General features: G+C 57.0%; 2 protein-coding genes. Both read left to right on the forward strand.

The features are described from left to right. The coding region (locus ADADOO_RS05930) for an NADH-quinone oxidoreductase subunit D (protein ID WP_511275841.1) at nucleotides 1–801 on the forward strand (801 nt) is incomplete at its 5' end. Continuing rightward, the gene (nuoE, locus tag ADADOO_RS05935) at nucleotides 801–1,274 is read left to right on the forward strand and encodes an NADH-quinone oxidoreductase subunit NuoE (protein ID WP_511275842.1); all 474 of its coding nucleotides are present in this window, start codon (nucleotides 801–803) and stop codon (nucleotides 1,272–1,274) included. The genes ADADOO_RS05930 and nuoE, both read left to right, overlap by 1 nt. The last annotated feature ends 28 nt before the right edge of the window (nucleotides 1,275–1,302 follow it).

Here is a 1,302-nt window from a genome sequence, read left to right on the forward strand (position 1 = left end):
GCCTACTATCGTCCGGGCGGCGTCTATCGCGACCTGCCGGACCGCATGCCGCAGTATCAGGAATCAACCTGGACCAATGCCAAGAAGGCGGCCGAGAAGAACGAGAACCGTAGCGGTTCCCTGCTCGACTTCCTCGAAGATTTCACCAATCGTTTCCCGACCTATCATTCCGAATACCACACCCTGCTGACCGACAACCGGATCTGGAAGCAGCGTCTGGTCAATGTCGGTGTCGTGACGCCGGAGCGCGCCCTGCAGATGGGCTTCACCGGAGCCATGCTGCGCGGCTCGGGAATCGCTTGGGACTTGCGCAAGAAGCAGCCGTACGCGGCCTACGACAAGATCAATTTCGATGTGCCGGTCGGCGTCAATGGCGACAGTTACGACCGCTACCTGGTTCGAATGGAAGAGATGATCCAGTCGAACAACATCATCAAGCAATGTATCGCCTGGCTGCGTAAAAATCCTGGCCCGGTGATCACCGACAACAACAAGGTGGCGCCGCCGCCGCGTGAAAACATGAAGACCAACATGGAAGAGCTGATTCACCACTTCAAGCTCTTCACTGAAGGCATCCATGTTCCGGCTGGCGAAGCTTATGCCGCAGTCGAGCACCCGAAGGGCGAGTTCGGCATCTACTTTGTTTCCGATGGTGCCAACAAGCCTTACCGTATGAAGATTCGAGCCCCGGGCTTTGTCCACCTGGCCGGTCTGGATGAGATGTCCCGAGGCCACATGATTGCCGACGTCGTTACGATTATCGGTTCCCAAGATATTGTTTTTGGCGAGATTGACCGCTGATGTTTTCCGCTGAAACCCTCCAGAAGTTTGCCCGCGAGGTCGCCAAGTACCCCGCCGATCAGAAGCAGTCGGCGTCGATGGCCTGTCTCGCTCACGCCCAGGAAGAAAAAGGCTGGCTGGCCCCTGAGTCCATCGAGGCCGTTGCCAACTATCTTGGTATGCCGCCGATGGCTGCCTACGAAGTGGCCTCTTTCTACAACATGTATGACCTGAAGCCGGTCGGTAAGTACAAGATCACGGTCTGTACCAACCTGCCTTGCGCGCTGTCGGGTGGCTACCATGCCGGCGAATACCTGCAGCACAAGCTCGGTATCGGCTATGGTGAAACGACGCCGGACGGTAAATTCACGTTGAAGGAAGGTGAATGCATGGGGGCCTGCGGTGATGCGCCAGTCTTCATCGTCAACAACCGCTCGATGTGCAGCCACATGCACCCGGAGCAGATCGACAAGCTGCTTGAGGAGTGCAAATAATGGCCATGCTTGGTTCGATCAACGGCGT

It is taken from the genome of Azonexus sp., from assembly GCF_036170495.1.
Taxonomy (GTDB): domain Bacteria; phylum Pseudomonadota; class Gammaproteobacteria; order Burkholderiales; family Rhodocyclaceae; genus Azonexus.

What these genes read in the sequence shown, in the direction of transcription:
- nuoE (WP_511275842.1), top strand. Translation starts at nt 801, where the DNA reads ATGTTTTCCGCTGAAACCCTCCAGAAGTTTGCCCGCGAGGTCGCCAAG.